General features: G+C 38.5%; 17 protein-coding genes. 13 read left to right on the forward strand and 4 right to left on the reverse strand.

Annotated features, from left to right (window positions below; translation table 11 throughout):
* The 4 genes from Q7J54_04540 to Q7J54_04555 all read left to right on the forward strand — a co-directional run.
* The coding region (locus Q7J54_04540) for a hypothetical protein (protein MDO8740808.1) at positions 1 to 652 on the forward strand (652 nt) is incomplete at its 5' end.
* A gap of 27 nt (positions 653 to 679) precedes the next feature.
* On the forward strand, positions 680 to 898 hold the full coding sequence (locus Q7J54_04545; GenBank protein MDO8740809.1) for a hypothetical protein: 219 nt from the start codon (positions 680 to 682) through the stop codon (positions 896 to 898).
* Positions 899 to 917: 19 nt separating this feature from the next.
* Positions 918 to 2018, forward strand: a complete 1101-nt coding sequence (locus tag Q7J54_04550) for an HAD-IA family hydrolase (GenBank protein MDO8740810.1) — start codon at positions 918 to 920, stop codon at positions 2016 to 2018.
* A 52-nt stretch (positions 2019 to 2070) separates the two neighbouring features.
* On the forward strand, positions 2071 to 2829 hold the full coding sequence (locus tag Q7J54_04555; GenBank protein ID MDO8740811.1) for a hypothetical protein: 759 nt from the start codon (positions 2071 to 2073) through the stop codon (positions 2827 to 2829).
* Here the strand turns inward: Q7J54_04555 and Q7J54_04560 are convergent.
* Complete coding sequence (locus tag Q7J54_04560) at positions 2820 to 3278, reverse strand: hypothetical protein (protein ID MDO8740812.1); 459 nt, start codon at positions 3276 to 3278, stop codon at positions 2820 to 2822. The genes Q7J54_04555 and Q7J54_04560 overlap by 10 nt on opposite strands.
* Before the next feature lie 93 nt (positions 3279 to 3371).
* On the opposite strand from Q7J54_04560, the gene Q7J54_04565 reads away from it, so the two are divergent.
* The 8 genes from Q7J54_04565 to Q7J54_04600 all read left to right on the forward strand — a co-directional run bounded on the left by Q7J54_04565 (position 3372) and on the right by Q7J54_04600 (position 12572).
* Positions 3372 to 5174, forward strand: coding sequence for a BatA domain-containing protein (locus Q7J54_04565; protein ID MDO8740813.1), 1803 nt, complete (start codon positions 3372 to 3374; stop codon positions 5172 to 5174).
* Positions 5174 to 7543 carry a vWA domain-containing protein gene (locus tag Q7J54_04570; GenBank protein ID MDO8740814.1) on the forward strand — a complete coding sequence of 790 codons (2370 nt, stop codon included), beginning with the start codon at positions 5174 to 5176 and terminating at the stop codon, positions 7541 to 7543. The genes Q7J54_04565 and Q7J54_04570 overlap by 1 nt, the downstream gene beginning before the upstream one ends.
* A gap of 26 nt (positions 7544 to 7569) precedes the next feature.
* Positions 7570 to 8079 (forward strand): hypothetical protein, encoded by a 510-nt coding sequence (locus tag Q7J54_04575; GenBank protein ID MDO8740815.1) that lies wholly within the window; start codon positions 7570 to 7572, stop codon positions 8077 to 8079.
* A 1-nt stretch (position 8080) separates the two neighbouring features.
* Complete coding sequence (locus Q7J54_04580) at positions 8081 to 8848, forward strand: hypothetical protein (GenBank protein MDO8740816.1); 768 nt, start codon at positions 8081 to 8083, stop codon at positions 8846 to 8848.
* Positions 8849 to 8850: 2 nt separating this feature from the next.
* Positions 8851 to 9804 carry a hypothetical protein gene (locus tag Q7J54_04585; GenBank protein MDO8740817.1) on the forward strand — a complete coding sequence of 318 codons (954 nt, stop codon included), beginning with the start codon at positions 8851 to 8853 and terminating at the stop codon, positions 9802 to 9804.
* A 201-nt stretch (positions 9805 to 10005) separates the two neighbouring features.
* A complete protein-coding gene (locus Q7J54_04590; protein ID MDO8740818.1) occupies positions 10006 to 10941 on the forward strand; it encodes a MoxR family ATPase in 936 nt (311 codons plus the stop codon).
* Positions 10938 to 11789 (forward strand): DUF58 domain-containing protein, encoded by an 852-nt coding sequence (locus Q7J54_04595; GenBank protein MDO8740819.1) that lies wholly within the window; start codon positions 10938 to 10940, stop codon positions 11787 to 11789. The genes Q7J54_04590 and Q7J54_04595 overlap by 4 nt, the downstream gene beginning before the upstream one ends.
* Before the next feature lie 243 nt (positions 11790 to 12032).
* On the forward strand, positions 12033 to 12572 hold the full coding sequence (locus Q7J54_04600; GenBank protein ID MDO8740820.1) for a hypothetical protein: 540 nt from the start codon (positions 12033 to 12035) through the stop codon (positions 12570 to 12572).
* Here the strand turns inward: Q7J54_04600 and infB are convergent.
* Positions 12569 to 14335, reverse strand: a complete 1767-nt coding sequence (gene infB, locus Q7J54_04605; protein MDO8740821.1) for a translation initiation factor IF-2 — start codon at positions 14333 to 14335, stop codon at positions 12569 to 12571. The two genes, Q7J54_04600 and infB, sit on opposite strands and share 4 nt — an antisense overlap.
* 87 nt (positions 14336 to 14422) lie before the next feature.
* On the opposite strand from infB, the gene Q7J54_04610 reads away from it, so the two are divergent.
* Positions 14423 to 15457 carry a tRNA (guanine(26)-N(2))-dimethyltransferase gene (locus Q7J54_04610; GenBank protein ID MDO8740822.1) on the forward strand — a complete coding sequence of 345 codons (1035 nt, stop codon included), beginning with the start codon at positions 14423 to 14425 and terminating at the stop codon, positions 15455 to 15457.
* Here Q7J54_04610 and Q7J54_04615 read toward each other — a convergent pair whose 3' ends face one another.
* Together Q7J54_04615 and Q7J54_04620 are read right to left on the reverse strand one after the other, a co-directional pair.
* Positions 15458 to 15640: a hypothetical protein gene (locus tag Q7J54_04615; GenBank protein ID MDO8740823.1), complete on the reverse strand. Its 183-nt coding sequence runs from the start codon at positions 15638 to 15640 to the stop codon at positions 15458 to 15460.
* On the reverse strand, positions 15637 to 15912 hold the full coding sequence (locus Q7J54_04620; protein ID MDO8740824.1) for an elongation factor 1-beta: 276 nt from the start codon (positions 15910 to 15912) through the stop codon (positions 15637 to 15639). The genes Q7J54_04615 and Q7J54_04620 overlap by 4 nt, the downstream gene beginning before the upstream one ends.
* Between the last annotated feature and the right edge of the window lies 1 nt (position 15913).

Below are 15913 nucleotides of genomic sequence, written 5' to 3' on the forward strand. Positions count from 1 at the left end.
AGAATTTAGATCTTCTGTTAGCGCAGGCGGTGCCGGCTGGAAAATAACAGCAACAGGCAATTATTTGGGCCATAAATTACTTTTTGCTCCGAGGTCAGCAGGAGCCACTTGGGAAACAGAGGTTCTTACTTTAACACAAAATGGCAACGTCGGCATCGGGACGACGAATCCAAAAACAAAATTTGAGATTTCCGAAGGCGGAGATAACATAAGAATTTTTGCTAATTCAATGATAACTGATAACGTGTATTATAGCGGAGGATGGAAAAATGATAATACTGGTGAAGGTTCTGCTACGATGCAATTTGATGATGGAAAATTCACATTTTATACAAGAGAAGCTGGAGCCGCTGAGGGTATGGGTACTGAAAAAGTTACGATTTTATCTAGCGGCAACGTCGGCATCGGGACAACAAGCCCAGCAGAAAAACTAGAAATCTCTAACGGCAATCTCAAGCTAACAAGAACAACATCAGGCGGCAAAGAAGGCATGGTCATAATGTCGAGTGCAGTTGCAAAGTCAGCATGCGATGCAACAACAGCAGGCGCAATTGCATATGAAGTAACTGGCGGCGGTGGAACTAATAGCCACTTTTTCGGCTGCAGAGTTGATGCTACCGGAGCTTACCAATGGGTACAGCTCGATAATTAGTAATGAAATAAAACAACAGGTGATTTAATGGCGCAGGAAAGCAAAGACGAACAAGTTGGATTCCATAAGGGATCATTGACAACACTGGCAAAGGAAAGGCAGGAATTGGCAAAGCTGATTTCCATAGTCGAGCAGCTGATGCAGATGCATATAAAGGCATTGAAAGATCTCGGAGTTGACCTGGAAAAGATGGCGGCAGAAGAGGCAAAGAAATCCAAAAAGCCGATTGAAGACATTTTAAAATAGCATTAAGATAAAAGTCAAAATGGAGTATGCTTTTGATTCTTTTGGCCATGAAAATATCTTGTCAACACATAAAACAACAATAGAGTTCACAAAAGACAAGGATCTGACATTAAATGGAGACTGCATTGTTGGCGTTACTTCAGATTTTGATTTTTCGGGGTTAAGGGAATTAATTGAATTTTCAATAAAAAACGAAATTAAAAAAATAAGAATAACAATCAGCGCAAATGGCCTGAAAGAAGATGTTATTTGCGATTTGAATACGGGTTTTTGCAGCGATCACGAAATTGTCGTCAGAAAAACAGATTTCTTGTCCGAAAGAACGCTCGGGATAAACGCAAATAAGGCAGCTGCGGGTTTGAATAAAAAGATGATTAAAAAAATTAAGAATAAAAACCAAAAAATAAAAGTGAAAATCACGCCTTTATGCATAAAGTGCTTCATCTTTGATTTCGATGGCACATTGGAGGAATTCAAAAGCGCAAGAGAATACGCTTACAAAAAACTCAGCGAATATGCCTTTAAAACGCATAATGCAGAAAATTTTTTGGAATCCATCCATGATGCCGGAAAATATTTCACTTTAAAGGCATTCAAGGAAAAAAACACAGGGCTGTATGACCGCAGATTGTGGATCAAAAAGGCATTTGACACACTGAAAATTAAAGCCAAAAGCCCTGAAATCAACAGATTAAACACGCTGTACTGGAAAACAGTAATCCAGAAAATAAAGCCCCTGCCTAATGCAATAAAAATGTTAAAAACATTAAAAAATAAAAAATACAAATTAGCCATAGCGACTGATCCTGATGAAACGAAAATTCAAAGGATAAAGAAAATAGGAATTTATGGCTTTTTTGATCTGATTGTCACAGGAGAAGATGTCAACACAACAAAGCCTGACAAGAAGTTCTATACCTATATCTTTAAAAAACTTAAATTAAGGCCTGAAGAGTGCGTCATGGTTGGCGACAGGCCTGCTTTCGACCTGGAGCCAGCAAAAGAGCTCGGGTTAGTCACAGTATGGTTGAACACAGGCAAAGCCAAGGGGCAGGAAAAACCGCCTTATATAGACTACGAGATAGCTGATTTGAATGAAATCATCAATATCTTTACTTAAAAGTAGTTACAAAACCGAAAGATTTATAAATAGAAAGTGATTACATCACCATATGGCAAAGAGAGAATTATATGATCTATCTGATGAGGAATTTGCATATTTTCTCAATGAAGTAGGAAGAAGTTTGAATAAAGAGGATATACCTTATATTTTTGTAGGTGGTACTGCAATTCAGCTACAGATTCTTAAAAGATTATGTAACAAACATGATACAGACATAAGCACATTATCAAAAGATAAAAGGTTGCAAGATTATATACGGTCAACCGACGATATTGACCTTGCTTTATCTTCAGATGTGTATGCCCGAAGGAATGAAATCGAATATGCTTCTGCAATAAATAAGATTTTGGATTCTTTGCAGCAGGAGTTAATCTCGCCAAGCGAAGATCATATATTGGAGTACAAGCTTATTAGAAGAGGCGTCAAAAGACCAGTTTTTCAAGTTAGTATGGATGGGGCAACAAGCGATGAACAGCTTATTGCTTTAAACATAAGCCGAAAGCCAGAAGACTTGAAAAATTTAGAATCTAATTTATACCAGGTTTTTGTAAATGAAGGAGAAAGAATCACCATACCTTACAATTCTAAACTTTCTTTGGATGTAAAGGCAATCTCTACAACTAACCTATTAGCTACAAAGGTCTCTCATTTTAGAGGTAAAGACACAATGGACATAGTTAATCTAGTGGGGTTGATGGAGCTAAATAATGAAGAACCCGAATTAGATAAAATACAAGAATTGTTGCAACGGAGTTATTCAGGAAATTTTAATAGATTTTTAGGTCTAATAAATAAAGATCAAGATTGATATTTCAGCCTTCTCTCTTTCGGCACCAAATTAATGATCTTTCCGTTTTTTATTCTTCCGCAACCAAGAAAATCATTTTCATTGTTTTTTAAGAGAACAATTCCTTTATAATTAGTTTCCTTTTCTATATCTTCTCCCCTCAGCCATTTCTTCACTTCTTCGTCATTTAATAAAACAACATTTTTCTTTGCATCAGGCCCGATCATCTGGCTGCCTTCAATGCTAGGCTCAAATCCGTTCTCGCCAATTCTGCCGAAATACAGGCCAACGCTGCTCAGCCTTAACTTGCTGAGATCAATCTTAGCAATATCCTTATTTATTAAATATATTTTATTCTCGTCAGATTCAAGAAAGCTGTAATCCAGCCTGATATCGCAGTCATGCTGATCTTTGGCTATCTCCAGCATTTTCTTTGTTTCTTTTGAATTAAGGATTTTTAATTGGTGCATTAAAACAAAAAACAATAACGGATTTATATAATTTGTTATAAAAAATAAAACTAAACAAAAAACTTTATAAACAAAACAAAACAAGGTTAAATCATGGCATTCATTCAAATCGGCTACATGCTTGGATTGTGGGCATTGCTGTTCCTTGTCCCATTCATCATCCTCTATTTAATAAGGCCAAAGCCAAAGGAAATGAGCATTCCTTCGCTGATGTTCTTCATGCGCCAGTCAAAGATGAACAGGATAACATCCTTCTTCAAGACATTCATCCGCGATCTTATCTTCCTCATGCAGCTGCTCGTGCTGGCATCCCTTGCATTCTCAATTGCCCAGCCCTACAAGATGTACAGCCACGATGTTTCATCAGAAAACACTGTTTTTGTGATAGATGTTTCCGCAAGCTCAAAGTCAGTTGAAAATTCAAAAATAATATTCGACAAAATAATAGAAAAAGCCCAGAGCCTTATCGGCAGAAGAAATACAGTTGTTCTTGCCAAAGATGCCCCTTTAGTTGCATTGCAGGACGCATCATCAGGGGAAACATCAGATTATTTAAAAAAACTAAAGCCCTTGGACACAGCCTCAAAGATAGGCGATGCCATAATACTTGCAGGCGAATTGATGTCCGGGAAAAAAGGCCGCGTTATTGCAATAAGCGACTTCATCAATACAGGCGGCCAGGATCCGAATGTTGCAAAAAAAGTTCTGCTTTCAAAAGGCCTTTCAGTTGATTTCATCAATGTCAGAGGCAAAATTTCAGGCAATGTAGGATTTGTAGATTTAAATATAAAAGAAGATTCGACAACAGCATACATAAAGAATTTCAATGATGAGGCAAAAACAATAAAGCTCGCTGTTGGCAGCAAGGAAACAGATATAACGCTCAACCCAAAATCAACAGAGGCATATTCATTTGAAACTCCGTCAGGAACAACAAAGCTTGAAATAAAAACAAAGGATGATTTTTCAGTTGACAACACAGCATATATGAGCGTTCCGTCTAATAAGAAAATAAGAGTTTTATTAATAACCAACAACCAATCTGCATTCATTAAAAATGCATTGAAGGCATCAGATGCTGTTGATCTTTCAATATCAGAGCCGCCGATAATCGCAAAAGACAGTTATGATATTTACATAGTCCACAACATTGACAAAGCCCAGATATTGCCAGGCACATTTGAGGACCTTCAAAAAAAGGCAAATGATGGCGCAAGCCTGATCATTCATGTCCAGGAAGAATCCGCAAATATAGACTATAGGGGAGCATTGCCTCTTATAATTACAGGAGCTGCAGAAAGCGCCTTCATCAACACAGAACAAACAACTAAATTTACAAAAAACATAAATTTCGGCAGGGTTAATTCTTATTTTTCAACAAGAGCCCACAAGGGAACAGTCATTGCAACGGCATCAAACAGCTCGATATTATCAATGGAAAAAAGGGGAAGCGGCAATGTATTTTATTACGGAATCCTTGAAAAGGCATCCGATTTCAAGTTCTCACCAGACTATCCGATCTTCTGGCTTGAGCTTGTTAACTACCTTGTCGGAAGGCAGGACATAAAAAGCCTCAACTACAGGACAGGCAATATGCTGATCCTTGACAAGGCAGAAACAATAGAGACTCCGTCAAAGAAGATAAAGCAGGCAACATTGATTCTGGAAGAGCAGGGATTGTATAAGGTCGGAGGCAAAACTATCGCAGTTAATCTTCTGAATGAGCGTGAATCAAACATTGCGCCGTCCGAGTCATACGGCCAGAAAGGCGAGGAATTTGTTTTAAAGCCTGTAAAGGAGCAGAGAAAATTCCAGCTTGAAATTCCCCTGCTTATCGCATCAATGCTTATTTTGATGCTCGAATTGCTTTATATAAAAATAAGAGGCGAGATATAATGAACTTCATAACATATGCATTCAAGCATCTGGAATATCCTTACGCCATTCTGATACTCTTGGTTTTGCTTGCATTGATGTTTCTCGCGCTCAGAGCAGAATTTGTGAAAATAAGGGAAGACAAGGAATTCATAGACAGAAAAATAAAAACAAGAAAATGGATGTATGTCACGAGAACTTTGATATTCATATGCATTTTTATCGCAATTGCCTCGCCTTTTATTGAAAGGCAAAAAACCCTTGGAGGGGATGCTGTTGTCAAGCTTGTTGCAGATAATTCCACATCAATGAAACTGTTCAAAAGCGAAGCATCATTATTGGCGTCTCAGCTCGAGAAAAAAACACATTCAGAGTTCAAGGTATTTGGCTCAGAATACGGTTCGGATATCGGAGATTCTATTCTATCGAATATCGACCAGTACGGCAGCATCCTTCTTTTTTCCGACGGAAATAACAATATTGGCGCAGACCTTGGCGATGTGGCTTTTTACGCGGCGAAAATTAATGCAACAATAAATGCCGTCAACCTGCAGGCAGAGCAGGATGATGCCCGCATTGTGATAGAAGGCCCATCAAAAACAACAGAAGGCACAGAGGAAACATTTGTCATAGACATAGCAACAGCAGGAAATATTGGATCTTATAAAGTTACAGTCGAAATTGATGGCAGCACTGTTTATGATGAAATAACAAGCAAAAAACAGATTCGGGTAAAACATTCGTTCAGCATAGGTTATCATAAAATAACAGCAAAGCTTGACATAAATGATTACTTTAACGAAAATAACATATTCTATAAAACAGTCAAGGTTGTCCAAAGGCCGAAAATATTGTTTGTTTCAGAAGAAAGCTCTCCTTTGGCAATATTGCTGAATAAGCTGTATGATGTTGACATTAAAAGCTCTGTTCCCAGCGCTCTTGAGCAGTATTATGCGCTTGTTATAAATAACATAAAAGCAACCAAGCTCAATGATGAAGTTGACAAGTTTACAGGCTTCATATCAGATGGCAACGGCATGATTGTTGTTGGCGGGCCAAGCGCATTTGAGCGAGGAAATTACAAGGACTCTGTTTTCGAGCTATTATTGCCTTCTTTTATTGCAACCCCTGGAAAGAAAGAAGGCGACGTAAATGTGGTCCTTTTGCTTGACATATCAGGAAGCACAGGCGCCATGTTTGGAGTAAAGGGAAAAACTGTTGATGTTGAAAAGGCGCTTGCAATCGGAGTTTTTCATGATCTCAAATTTGATGACAAGCTGGCAGTCATAGCATTCAACAACAAAGTTTACCTGGTTTCAGAGCCAAGCTATGTGATGGAAAAGACTGATTTGGAGGACAAGATTGCAAGCCTGCAGGACCATGGCGGCACTTTAATCGGCTTAGGCATAATGAAATCAATAGATATCTTAAGAACACTCAAGGGAAGCAAGAATATAATACTTATAAGCGACGGCCAGTCTCAGCAGGATGATGATGCAAGAGCGGCTGCAAAGCTTGCTGCAAACAACGGAATAAAAATTTATACAGTTGGCGTAGGCCCTTCCACCAATGAGATTCTAATGAAACAACTTGCTTCATTATCCAATGGCATTTATTTCAGGGCAACAGATTCGTCAAGGCTGAAAATACTTTTCGGAGATGTTGACAAAAACAGGCAGTCAAATGAGTACAGCCTTGTTATATTAGACAGGGATCATTTTATAACGAGCGACCTGGATTTAAAGGCAACAGTCACAGGCTATAATGCAGTTGTCCCGAAATCAACAGCAAAGATGCTTGTAACAACAGACAATGGAAATCCAATAGTGAATGCCTGGCGCCTGGGCCTGGGGAAAGTCATAACAATTGCAACAGATGACGGAACAAGATGGGCAACAGAGCTTCTTGCTGAAGACAATTCAAAACTGATTGTAAGGACAATGAACTGGGCAATAGGCGACCCGGAAAGAAGAAGCAAACAGGCTGTTGATATTCCTGATACAAGGGTTAACGAGCCAACGGAAGCAACAATAAAATCAGAAACACTGCCTGCTTATGAAAACCTTGTGAAGATTGGAGAAAACACATATTCCGCAGCCTTAACTCCTGAAAAAACCGGCTTTTCAAATGCATACGGCGCTGTATTCGCTGCAAACTATCCTAAAGAGCTTGAAGACATTGGCGTTAATGAGGAATTAAGAAGCCTTGTTGAAAGCACTGGAGGCAAATTCTTTAACTCAAATCAACTGGAAGAAATCATAGATTATACAAAAACAAAGTCAATGAGGCAGATAACATCAAAGGAAAGCATCAGGTGGCCGTTTATAATAGCAGCGATCATTATTCTGCTGATAGAGATATTCATAAGGAGATGGTATAGAAAAGAATAAAAACAGAGAAAATTAACTGATATAAAATGTCCTACATAACGAAAAACGCAAACCTTTTGCTTCTGGCGCTCATAATAGTCAGCGCAGTAGCGCTTGCAGCAGCCTCTATATATTTCCAGAATAATTTTGATAAGATAAATAATGAATACGGCAAAAAGCTTGCCCAGCTCAACAATGTTTCAAAGCAGCTTGAGCAAGAGCAGGCATCGCTGACAAAAATAAGGGAAGAGCTCTCATTAAAATCAGAAAGGGAAGTGCAGTTCACAGAAAAATATACTGAAGTAAAAGGGGAAAAAGAAACACTCGAAGCTGAAAAGGCAAAGCTGCTGCTGGAAAAGGCGAAATTAGACGCTGACTTGAAGGATACAGCAAACCAGTTGTTTGCAGCAACAACAGACATTGCGAACAAGAAAATTGAAATAACAAGCCTAAATGCACAGATGACAACTTTAACGATCCAAATCAGCGGCTATAAATCAACGCTAAGCTCATGCAGAGCAATACTCGCAGGATATACAAACTCTACAACATGTTAAAATGCGCGGAATAGAACAGGCACTAAAGGAAGTGAAAGAGGTTTTAGTAACAATCAACATATTTGACAGCCTGCTTTATTCTCTTATAGTTTTGCTTGGCGGTGTTTTGCTGTTTTCTTTAATAAGGGTGAAATGGTATTTTGCGTTAATTCCTTTTATTGCGTTCTTTGCGTATGACCTAAGAAAAAGAATCCAGATGGCAAAGTACAATTATGTCGAGGAAAAGGTGCCGAACTTAAAAGAGCAGCTGATAACGGTTGCAGATAACTTAGATAAGAACAATGAAGTGGTTGATGAGCTCAATAAGGACGTTCTGAAAAAGATGAAAGAAGTAAAGACCTCATATTTTTTGGGTTTTGGCACATTATCAAAGAGGCTTCTTGCGGTGTTTGTCTTATCTTTTTTTATAATATTTGCCTCTGCGCTTAATGTGCATTTCCTTGACTTCAACCAGGCTGTGCAGGACATCGGAAATGCGCTTCCAAGATATTACGCAAAGCACGAAAATGTTGATTTTGAGCAGAATGATTCCTCAATTTACGGCAACAAATCAGTTGCAGAGCTTGGGCAGGAGGAAATAAAACTCCAGCTTAATCCCTTATCGTCAGACATCAATATAAATGACTTAAAGGACATAGAAAAAAAGCAGTTTGGCGAATCATATCCTTATGACATCTATGCTTCCTCAGACACGACATTCAAGGAAGACATTCCATTAAGCTATCAGAAGATTGTAAAGAATTATTTCAATAGTTTGACGCAGAAATAAAAATGGCAGGGTATTTCGATTTTCTACCGAAATGGAAGAGAAAGCTAATAATGGAAAATAAATGGCTGGGAGAAGGCTTTACTTCTGGGGTTATTGATAACAAAAAATTTCTTGAAAATTTAAGTCTGTTAAGTGAAGAGCTTTTGAAGAATGGGTTTACAAAAGAAGAGCTTAACAAAGTTAGAGAAGAAGTGGAAAAAGGTCCTGTGGCGAGATCAGTTAGCCAATATTCAAAAATCGGGCCTGTAGGTGTACATGTGCTTGGAAAAAGTGATCCACGGCTATTAACCAAAGAGGAATTTGAAAACTCACCTGAACTATTATTTCATGGTACTCCGAGACATTCAGAATTTTTACCAAACTTTGATTATCGTTCAAAAGAATATCTTACAGAAAACGATGGTAGCGCCACACTGGGATTCGGGCTTTATACAATCGAGGACAAAGCCAAAGCAGAACATTATTCTCTGGTAAGACAAAGTGGTGGAAACAAGATGCCCTTTGTATGGGCTGTCTTACCCTACCAAGCACGAGTTCTGGATCTTAGGAGAAGAGACAATTTATCTAAAAATGCTCCTGTCGCAATGGATTTTGCTGGGAAATGGAAAGAAAGATTTTTACAATACTATCGAATTAAAAAACCACGCGAAGGAAACATAGGTATGATAATCGATTCTCTTGAAGTGAAATATGCTGCATATCTTGAACACGTAATGGTGCTTGATGAAATTGATTTGCGAGTTTTGTTAGGGACAGCACCATGCCCAAAAATTGAAATTTCCATGAATCTACCAGCACCGCCATGGACTATGTTTTTTTCTGAATTCATGTTAGAGCAAGGATTTGATGGCATTGTTTACAATGAAGGTGGTGAGCGTGGAGGTGGTACTGGTGCTACTTTTATATTCTATAACTTAAAAAAAATAGGAACTTATGATAGTTGGCATAAAGGATAAACCAAAGCATTATGATCATATATTTTTGCGGTCCAAAACCGAAAGATTTACAAACTTTTGATAGTACATTGTTATCATAAATGATAACTAGAGTGATCTGAAAGTGAAAAATGAATAATTGCTTTGGAGAATTGCTCTAAACACTCAAAATCCAATAACTTTAAAAATAATCAAGTATAAACCAATAAAAAAGGTGATAAGATGATAATAGATGATGCAAAAAAGGTGTTTGATCTTCTGTTCAAGGAAGCGAAAAAAGTGATTGTCGGCCAGGATGAAGTTCTCAAGCAGATGCTTGTTGCTTTGCTGGCAGATTCCCACGCTCTGATAGAGGGCTATCCCGGGCTGGCAAAAACATTGGCAGTCAAGACATTGGCTAATCTTATGGATCTGCGGTTTGCAAGGATACAGGGAACTCCTGATCTGATGCCGTCAGATATAACAGGCACATATATGATAGAAACAACAAGCGCAGGCAAAAATGCATTTAAATTCCAGTACGGGCCTGTATTCGCGAATGTTGTTTTAGCAGACGAGATCAACAGGGCAACGCCTAAAACACAGTCTGCTCTGCTTGAAGCAATGCAGGAAAAGCAGGTTACAGTCGGGAATGAAACATTTAAGCTTGATCTTCCTTTCTTCGTTATTGCAACACAGAACCCAATTGAGCAGGAGGGAACCTATCCTTTGCCAGAAGCCCAGAGTGACCGTTTCCTGTTAAAAATAAAAGTCAATTATCCTACTTATGACGAAGAGCTTGAAATTGTCAACAAATATACCGAGGTCATGAAGGATAGGGAGCTTAAGCCAATCATATCAAAAAAAATGCTTTTGGAGCTCCAGAATATAACAAGGCAGGTGCCTATTGCAAATGATATAAAAAAGCACATAATTGATATTGTAACAGAAAGCAGGAAGAAAAAGGATTTGATAGAGTATGGCGCATCTCCTCGCGCATCCATTGGCCTGGTGCTTGCTGCCAAAGCCCGCGCTCTTGTGGAAGGAAGAAAATATGTCAGCAAAGACGATATTAATGCAATGATGTATCCTGTATTAAGGCACAGGATAATACTCAGCTTTGATGCAGAGCGCCAGAATCTTTCAGAAGATGATGTGATCAAGAAGCTAGTCAAATGATCGATTTAGACTTTCTCAAGCAGCTGGACCGTTTTAGCATAATTGTAAATAAAAGAATAACCTCTTCTTTTTCCGGCGAGAGAAAAACCCCGTTCAGGGGCAAAGGGCTTGTTTTCAAGGATTTTACAATGTATGCTCCTGGAGAGGATATAAGAACAATTGACTGGAGAGTTTATGCCAGAACAAATAAATTATTTGTGAAAAGATACGAGGAAGAGCGCAACCTCGTGATTCACATTGTGCTTGACTTCAGCTCAAGCATGAAATTCGGGAAGCAGGTTAAGAAAGCAGAATATGCCTCAATGCTGGGCATGGGTTTTGCATATCTGGCAATGAAGAACAATGAAAAATTTGTTCTTTCAACATTCTCTGATAAATTAGAATTATTCAGGCCTCGAAAGGGAAGAAGGCAGCTTGCTACAATATTCAGCTATTTGTCTGAGAAAGAGCCCAAAGGGCTTTCAAAATTTGAGGAATCTCTTGCAAAATATAAAAAGCTGATAACATCCAAGTCGCTTGTTGTAATAATCTCTGATTTCCTGTACAATCCTGAAGAGATAAAAAACACGCTTTACAGGCTGAAGCATCACGAGATAAAGCTGATACAGGTGCTTGATCCGGTTGAAGTTGACCTGAATCTGGAAGGGGATTACAAATTGAAAGACTCGGAAACAGGGCAATTGATGCAGACTTATATAAGCCCTTATCTCAGGAAAAGGTACCAGGGGCAATTAGGCGAGCACAATGCGAAGATCGAGCAGGCATGCAGTGATGTAAGGGCAAGGTTCTTTTCAGTTTCAACAGACATGAAATTGTTTGATGCGTTCTTTAAGGTTTGTGTTGGTTAAAACAAAAAATGTCAAAAACCACCCATCAGAGATGGGTGGCATGTTGCTACCATTTACGGCATCAGGTGGTTAATTGGAAATGTTCACATTTCCAATTTGCTCAAAAATGCAAACATTTTTGACATTTGAGCATGCTCAGAAATATACTATACTGCGAAATATGCAACATGGCTTTGCCCATCAGTCATAGACTGAGAGTATATTTCCGACATATTAAATACTTCAAAAAAAATCACTCTGATTATGGACCCTTTGCTTGAGATCCAAAATGCAATAGAACAGGTACAGAACGCTGATGTAGAAAGAATTCTGATGCATTATGTTGATAAAAGTGAAACAGATAAAAAGGAGAATAAAGAAAGCCGGGAAAAAGAGGCTGAAGATTCAAAAATAAATATTAAATTTAAAATGCCTAAAATAAAGCCCATCAAAACCCCGAATCCCGAATATTCCTATATTATTGAGAAAGAGAAAAATAAAGATAAGCCGAAAGCGGTTTATTATTATTCTCCGAAGATCATAAAGCCTGCAGAGGCGTACTACACATTCATTCCGTCAGGAGTAACAATAAGAAGGGCGCCGCAGGCTCACCTTGGGTTTGGCGTTTTGGGAAGGGCATTTCCGGGGTTGAATGTGATAGAGATCCTGGAAACATTGTACGGCTCAGATTTTGAAGAAGTCAAGTTCCACGAAGTTAAGCATGTGCAATATCCCCATCTTTCTGAGATTGAGATCAGGCAGAAAGTAAAGTCAGAGCTTCCGTTTGAGGCGAGGTATCATTAAATCCCCCACATTGAATCTTCTTTCCTTTTGATCTCTGCGATCTCTTTCATCACCTTAAGCTCGTCCTGCATAAGAAGCCTTGTAAGTGTCTTTAATTTCCTGAAGTTGCCTTCCGGGATCGAAGAATAAAGAACATCTCCCTCAAACAGCTGCCTTCCGACTGTAACATTATCAAATGCCATTGCAATCTGCTTTCCTTTTTCAGCTGTTGTTACGTTTTCCTGCTCTGCCTGCATGCTTCTTATCTTTGAAAGCTCTTTTCCGTCTGCTTTCATAATGGGCATGTCAACCTTTGCTTTGCCAACTAAGATTTCCACTCCGACAATTGCAGGATGGCTCTGCCTGAAAACATAACCAGTTAAAACCTGTATTTTGCACGGCCTGACTAACAAGTCCAATTCCCTTGTTTCTTCCTTCTTTTTTTCCTCGGCCTGCCAATTCTCAAGCTCTTCAATTATTTTGTAAATTATGTTGCCCATTATTATTTTGGCTTTCTCGCTTTTAATGCCGGATTCTTTTTCAACATTGAAGCCAAGAATAACTGCCTGCAGAGGGTCCTTCTCAAACATTGACTCTGCATCTCCAATGTCTTTTTTGTTTATATTGCCGATGGAAGCTTTTTGGACCTTTATTCCTTTTTCAACAAGCATTTTATTCAATGCTTCCAGGCTTCCAAGGCTGTCTGCCTTTATGACAACGCCTTCTTTTGATGTTTCAAGCATCACTTCCTCGACTTCTTTCTGAACTTCCTCTTTTGCTTTTTCGATATCATTTTCTGCGCTTCTCAAGGGCATTCCAGCAACAACTTCTTCAATGTCAGGAGCAGAGATTTTAACGCCAGTTGCAGCAAAAACTTCCTTTACAGCGAGAAACTTTGTTTTCTTGTCCCTCATTTCAGCGAGAGGCATTGGCTGCAGCAATGCCTTGACTTTGGCTACAATTGGCTTTTCCAAGCCGCCAATCACAATTGTATCTCCGATTTTTAAATGCCCGTCATAGATTATTGCATCAACTGTTTTGCCTAATCCAATTTCTTCCTTGACTTCTAAAACTGTTCCTTTTGCTTCTCCAGTAATGTCGCATTTGAGGCACTCCTCTAAAAATTTCTGCGCCAATCCTGTTAAAACCATCAGCAATTCAGGAATTCCCTCTCCGCTTACTGCAGATGTCGGGATAATGGCAATCTGCTTTGTGTAATCTTCAACTCTGTCAAATCTTTCTGCATTAAGGCTGAATTTTTCAAAGATTTTGGAAACAAGTGTATAGAGCTTTTTGTCAAACTCTTCCCTTACCTTTTCACTTTGCTTTGAAATATTGGAAACAAGGTTTGTATTCGTGTCAGAAACCCAGCCGCTGATCATATCAATCTTGTTTGCAGCGATAATAAATGGAGTCTTGTACTGCCTTAAAATCTCGATTGCCTCAATAGTTTGCGGCTTAAAGCCCTCGTTGATGTCAATAACCACAATTGCAATATCTGCCAGGTTTCCGCCTCTTTTTCTCAGATTTGTAAAAGCAGCATGGCCCGGAGTATCAATAAACAATAAGCCGGGAATAGTTATTTTTATTTTCAATGATGTAAGCAAATTGCCGCATATCTTCTTGATCACCTCAATCGGAATAATTGAAGCTCCTATTGCCTGCGTTATGCCTCCTGCCTCTCCCTTCGCGACAGCAGTGCCTCTAATTCTGTCTAAGATCGAGGTCTTTCCATGATCCACATGCCCCACTATTGTACAAATGAGGCTTCTGATCTGCGCCATAAGAATAGGAATAAAAGGGTTCTTTTAAAGTTTGTTGTTTTGTTCATATAAAAAGGTTTTAATATTGGCTCCCATTCTGGATTAATTATGAACCAAACAATCCATGAAGGCAGGGCAAAGATACACATCGTTAAAACAGAAAAAATCTCCAAGCAAATGCCTGTCTTCTACAACCCTGTGATGAAGCTGAACAGGGATATTTCAATTCTGTTGCTGAACTCGTTAGATAAGAATAATATGCAGATAGCGGATCTATTGGCAGGATCAGGCATAAGGTCATTAAGGTTTTTATTGGAGCTGAATAAAGATAAAATAAAGGAAATATCTGTGAATGATTATTCTAAGGGCTTTTTAAGTTATTTTAAAAAAAGCTTAAGGCTGAATAAAATAAAAATCAATGATAAAATAATCATAAAAAGCGAAGATGCAAACCTGTTTCTTTTGAATTCATCTGGTTTTGATTATATTGATATTGATCCCTTCGGAACGCCAAACCCCTTTTTGGATTCTGCTGCAAAAAGGCTTTCAAGAGAGGGCATTTTAGCAGTTACAGCAACAGACACAGCGCCGTTATGCGGCACTTATCCGGAAGCATGCCAAAGAAAGTACTGGGCAGTTCCTTTGCGGAACGAATTAATGCACGAGATTGGATTGAGGATCTTGATCAGAAAAATACAGCTAATAGCTATGCAGTATGACAAAGCATTAACTCCGATTTTTTCTTATTACAAGGATCATTACTTCAAAGTTTTTTTAAAGTGTGAGAAGGGGACAAAAGAGGTTGATGAAATTATAAAGCAGCATGGAACATTTGAAAATGCAGGTCCATTATGGATCGGTTCATTATGGGATGAAAAATTAGTCGAAGAAATGGTTAAAAACAGCAAAGAAGAAAGCTACAGTCTTTTAAGAATAATAAAAGAAGAATCAAAAATAAACACAATCGGCTTTTATAATACTTCCAAAATAGCTGAAAGAAATCATCTAAAAACAATCCCCAAGAAACAGATCATAATTGAAAAAATAAGGAAGCTCGGCTATAAGGCTTCAGAGACGCATTTCGATCCGGAAGGAATAAAAACAGATATCAAATTAAATATGTTAATAAAACTAATACGCTGATTAAACTTTAACCCTAGAATAATTTTCTTCTTCAATAAACGATGTCTGCTCAGCCATGCTTAAATAAATATCTTCCTGCAGCTGTGTCCTTGTTATTCCCTGTAAGAATCCTGTTTGCTCTTTATTAAGCCAATAATCCACTTTTCCGCCATAAACATCTTCCATCAATTGAGGCCTGATCATCCAATCCCTCTTCTCACATCCACAACTTCCACGCTTTCAACTTCGTCAACATTCCTTAACAGGTCTTCAAGCGGATCTGTGCTGCCTTTCTTCTCATCCATGCTAAAGATTATCTTCACAGCTTTCAACCCGAAAGCAACAGGCTCCTGCTCTACTTTGGCTATATTGCCGCCGAATTTTACAATAAGCTCTTTTGCAGCTTCCTCTATTTTGCTTAAATCAGAATCAGGGCTTTCAGGCATTATTTTTACAGTCACATAAACAACTGCCATT

It is taken from the genome of Candidatus Woesearchaeota archaeon (assembly GCA_030651135.1).
In the GTDB taxonomy this organism is placed as follows: Archaea; Nanobdellota; Nanobdellia; order Woesearchaeales; family JACPBO01; genus JACPBO01.

Excerpts from the sequence above, each read along its gene's own strand:
- Q7J54_04545 (MDO8740809.1), top strand. The coding sequence starts at position 680 with ATGGCGCAGGAAAGCAAAGACGAACAAGTTGGATTCCATAAGGGATCA.
- Q7J54_04550 (MDO8740810.1), top strand. The coding sequence starts at position 918 with ATGGAGTATGCTTTTGATTCTTTTGGCCATGAAAATATCTTGTCAACA.
- Q7J54_04555 (MDO8740811.1), top strand. The coding sequence starts at position 2,071 with ATGGCAAAGAGAGAATTATATGATCTATCTGATGAGGAATTTGCATAT.
- Q7J54_04560 (MDO8740812.1), bottom strand. The coding sequence starts at position 3,278 with ATGCACCAATTAAAAATCCTTAATTCAAAAGAAACAAAGAAAATGCTG.
- Q7J54_04565 (MDO8740813.1), top strand. The coding sequence starts at position 3,372 with ATGGCATTCATTCAAATCGGCTACATGCTTGGATTGTGGGCATTGCTG.
- Q7J54_04570 (MDO8740814.1), top strand. The coding sequence starts at position 5,174 with ATGAACTTCATAACATATGCATTCAAGCATCTGGAATATCCTTACGCC.
- Q7J54_04575 (MDO8740815.1), top strand. The coding sequence starts at position 7,570 with ATGTCCTACATAACGAAAAACGCAAACCTTTTGCTTCTGGCGCTCATA.
- Q7J54_04580 (MDO8740816.1), top strand. The coding sequence starts at position 8,081 with ATGCGCGGAATAGAACAGGCACTAAAGGAAGTGAAAGAGGTTTTAGTA.
- Q7J54_04585 (MDO8740817.1), top strand. The coding sequence starts at position 8,851 with ATGGCAGGGTATTTCGATTTTCTACCGAAATGGAAGAGAAAGCTAATA.
- Q7J54_04590 (MDO8740818.1), top strand. The coding sequence starts at position 10,006 with ATGATAATAGATGATGCAAAAAAGGTGTTTGATCTTCTGTTCAAGGAA.
- Q7J54_04595 (MDO8740819.1), top strand. The coding sequence starts at position 10,938 with ATGATCGATTTAGACTTTCTCAAGCAGCTGGACCGTTTTAGCATAATT.
- Q7J54_04600 (MDO8740820.1), top strand. The coding sequence starts at position 12,033 with ATGGACCCTTTGCTTGAGATCCAAAATGCAATAGAACAGGTACAGAAC.
- infB (MDO8740821.1), bottom strand. The coding sequence starts at position 14,335 with ATGGCGCAGATCAGAAGCCTCATTTGTACAATAGTGGGGCATGTGGAT.
- Q7J54_04610 (MDO8740822.1), top strand. The coding sequence starts at position 14,423 with ATGAACCAAACAATCCATGAAGGCAGGGCAAAGATACACATCGTTAAA.
- Q7J54_04615 (MDO8740823.1), bottom strand. The coding sequence starts at position 15,640 with ATGATCAGGCCTCAATTGATGGAAGATGTTTATGGCGGAAAAGTGGAT.
- Q7J54_04620 (MDO8740824.1), bottom strand. The coding sequence starts at position 15,912 with ATGGCAGTTGTTTATGTGACTGTAAAAATAATGCCTGAAAGCCCTGAT.